The 3,173-nt window shown below is 60.9% G+C and carries 3 protein-coding genes; 1 reads left to right on the forward strand and 2 read right to left on the reverse strand.

All coding sequences use genetic code 11. The annotated features are described in order from the left end of the window. Positions 1 to 448: 448 nt before the first annotated feature. Both MKK82_RS09305 and MKK82_RS09310 read right to left on the reverse strand, forming a co-directional pair. Positions 449 to 1,282 (reverse strand): helix-turn-helix domain-containing protein, encoded by an 834-nt coding sequence (locus tag MKK82_RS09305; RefSeq protein WP_243985414.1) that lies wholly within the window; start codon positions 1,280 to 1,282, stop codon positions 449 to 451. Positions 1,283 to 1,591: 309 nt separating this feature from the next. Next, positions 1,592 to 2,563: a helix-turn-helix domain-containing protein gene (locus MKK82_RS09310; RefSeq protein ID WP_243985416.1), complete on the reverse strand. Its 972-nt coding sequence runs from the start codon at positions 2,561 to 2,563 to the stop codon at positions 1,592 to 1,594. Positions 2,564 to 3,026: 463 nt separating this feature from the next. Between MKK82_RS09310 and MKK82_RS09315 the strand changes: the two genes are divergently transcribed. After that, on the forward strand, positions 3,027 to 3,173 hold a 147-nt coding region (locus MKK82_RS09315), incomplete at its 3' end, for a type II toxin-antitoxin system ParD family antitoxin (protein ID WP_243984593.1).

The following is a 3,173-nucleotide window of genomic DNA, read 5'->3' on the forward strand; positions in this document are numbered from 1 at the left end:
AAAAGCAGATGCAGGTTGTGGCTGAGCAGATGCTACCGACGCCGGCCGCTGGGTGAACGTCGTGGAAGTCCAGTCGCCATGAGGGACAAGCCAAGTTGCGGCCGCGGCTAACAGCGTGAGGGTCGAAAAGCAGGAGATCGAGATCGTAACCAGCGATGATAGCGAGGTACTGGGCCTCACGAACGCGAGGGGCCGGGCGACGCCGATGGGCTTCAGATCGCCTACAAAAATAGGACTGCGTTGTAACATCCTCTAAGAACTGGAATTGGCGGGAAACAGTTCAAGGCCGTGAAGCGGCGATCGTGGTTGCAGTCGAGCACGGTTAAAATCGCGCTTGTGCACAACGATGACTCGGAGGCTTCAGGAAGCCTGAAATGAAGCGCTTGGCGCGGGCTGACGAAGGCCCTTCACTTCGCCCGCGTTCGTCATATCGCCCGATCGCAGACCCTCACCGCATAGCTCGCGCGGTTCTACCGCCCGCGAGAACTCTCACGGGATCGCTTTGGCCGGGGTCGCCCGCTGCCTCTCGGCAGCCATTCTTCGGGCCTGCTAGCCTCGTTTTCCCCAGAACTGGAACCTCAGTAGACGTGCCGGTTACGGTTTTGACCCCTCCCTCTTGAGAGGTGGGGCCGTGATGACCCTGCCTTTGGGCAAAGGGTCGCAGATCGCTACCCCCTTTCCGTGCCAGCCGGACCCAGGCCAGCCACTCTGGGCTGATGATGCGGAGCACGTTCGTGTCGTTGCGGAAGCCGGTTATCTGGCGCTCCTCGACGGTCAGGAGGCCGAGCTGGCGGGCCTCTCGGACCGCGTTCTTAACGGTCGAGCGGCACACGCCTGCGACCGCGGCCATGTTCTCGATCGACAGGCGGCAGTCCTTCCGGCGCGCAGTCTCGGCAGCCACGAGGGCGAGGACCGCCTGCTCGGCCAGCGTGAACCGGGCGGCGAGGGCCGGCGGGAGGCGTCCAGAGGCGGCCCAACGGCGGCGGCGCTCCATTGAGGCATCCGTGCGCGGGCGCGAGCCGACAGCCTTCCTGGGGCTTCCTACGCGATCAAATCCAATACCGGATTTCTCGGCATTGCCGGTCCTCGAAACGGGGGAGCGTAAACACGACACGGTGTCGCTTTTTGTCTGCCGCGACTCGATCAGGCCGGACAGCGCCTCGGCCTCGGCCTCCGTGACCTTCCCTTCCCCGTAGGCACGCCAGAGCGCAGCCGTGACGGCCGGCAACGCGGGGCGCGGGGCCGCTTCCACCTGTCGGCGGATCGCATCGGCATAGGTCATCAATCCCGGTCCTTTTCGGACCGCGGCTGTGATCAAGGCACGACTTCATCGCTCCGGGAATTGGCGTTCCCGTTGACTCCCGGCGGGAGCTATGGCTGATGGGGATTTGCAAGTTGGTCCCACCAGACCATTTCGATTTCGCGGGCTCTCTGTTTGGCGACAGGGGGCCCGTAGTCGTTTCAGGGTCTCAGATCCGCGGCGGCGTTTCTCCTGATGGTGGCCGCGACTCGCCAGGGCGGGTGCAGCCGGAACGGTCCATGTCGGCCGGGGCGCACGGTTAAGTCAACGGCGGGGGAACGGGTGGGCGCTCTAAGGTTCAGCCTCGCCCACTTCCGCTCCTAGCCCTTCAAGCGGGAGATCCAGCCTCCCTGAGCGCTGGCGAGTATTTTCACACCCCAATCGGTACTCCAGATTGAGGTATCTACCCTGCCGAGCGTTGTTGAGTTCGTATAGACCATACGATCGTAAGACAATACCCGACCTTATTTCGGCAACTGACGAACTTGTGCCTGGATTTATGACATGATCAGGCATTGCTACAAAGCAAAGCCAATCACCCTCCTGTCTTTGCCGGTATTCGAACCGCGGCTGCGATCTTATTTCACCAAATATGTGCCCCTTTAAGTCGAGGTAAGGGTATTTCGCCGTCACCTCGGACACATTCTTAAGCTGCAAAACAAGCTCGCAGACCGTGTTACCGTCGCCATCTCTAATTATAGGATCAACCCGCCAAGTAAGTCGTAGGTCTGGGACAGCAAAGCGCTTGAACGCATCTTCAATGTCATAGTGTTCCATCTCGAAGAAGCTGTCACCCGCGCGCTTGAAATACTGCTTCTGACCACTTGCTTCTGAGCGATGCGGGCGCCGCTCCGAGCGCTGGACATAGATTAGAAGGTAGCCTGATCCCGGCGCCGATGCGGACGGGACCGAGCGCAGTTGAATGCCATCATGGCGCGGCTGGATAAGTTGCCCGACAAGGGTTGTCGCTTCCGATAGGAACAGATCAATCTGAGCTATTGGCGCGGCGGGAGCTTGAGCGCAGTCAATACCGTCGGGGCCTTTCTCGGCGTTCACGCCCCAAACCAGCAGGCCGCCAGCTGAGTTCGCGAAACCGGAAACGGCCTTGGCCAAGATCTTTTTGTCGTTGGCGTCGAAGCCGCCCTTCCTCGGGTCGCCCTTCTGCTTGAAATCGAGCTGTACGCCTTCCTGCATCCGCTCGGCGATCAGGCGCCGAATACCCGGCTCGCCCTCTTTGCTCAGTCGGTCGAAGAGTTCGCGCATGTGGCCTCCAGAGGCGCATGCTGACATGGCTTGGGTGGCAATGTCTCTGTGGTCAGAACGTGTGTAGGCGGCTGCAACGTCGCCCGCACCTCTGCGACATGCGGCGGCTCGGTGATGCCGAGCAGGGCGCCGATCTCTGCGTGGATCGCCAGCCAGCGCCGGGCGAGGGCTAGAAGCCTGTCGCCGGCTGCTTCCGACGCTTCACAGACCCTCGGCAAGTCCGCTTCTCAAAAACGTGATGGACGACGCCCTACAACCGCCGGGTGGATTTGTGACGGTCCGCTATAAGGCGAGGTTTGGCAGAAGCCGGCCTTATCGCCGCGCCTGCTTACAACCCTTCGTAGAAACTTGGTCTGGTATGGAGCAATACTCGCAATCGTGGGCCGGGCGGAAATCACCCTGTTCTCGATCAAATCAAACATATGTGGAAGTATGACAGTGTAAGTTTCTGCTAAGTTCAAACATGGCTGTGCGCGAACCCATCACAATATCTGTGTCTCCAGAACTGCGAGCGTTCTTGCAAGGATGCGTCGCCACCGGCCGCTACAGCAGCGTCAGCGAGGTCGTGCGGGCCGCCCTGCGCGAGTTCGAGCGCGCCGAGATGGGTAAG

Source organism: Methylobacterium sp. E-046 (assembly GCF_022829625.1).
Taxonomy (GTDB): Bacteria; Pseudomonadota; Alphaproteobacteria; order Rhizobiales; family Beijerinckiaceae; genus Methylobacterium; species Methylobacterium longum.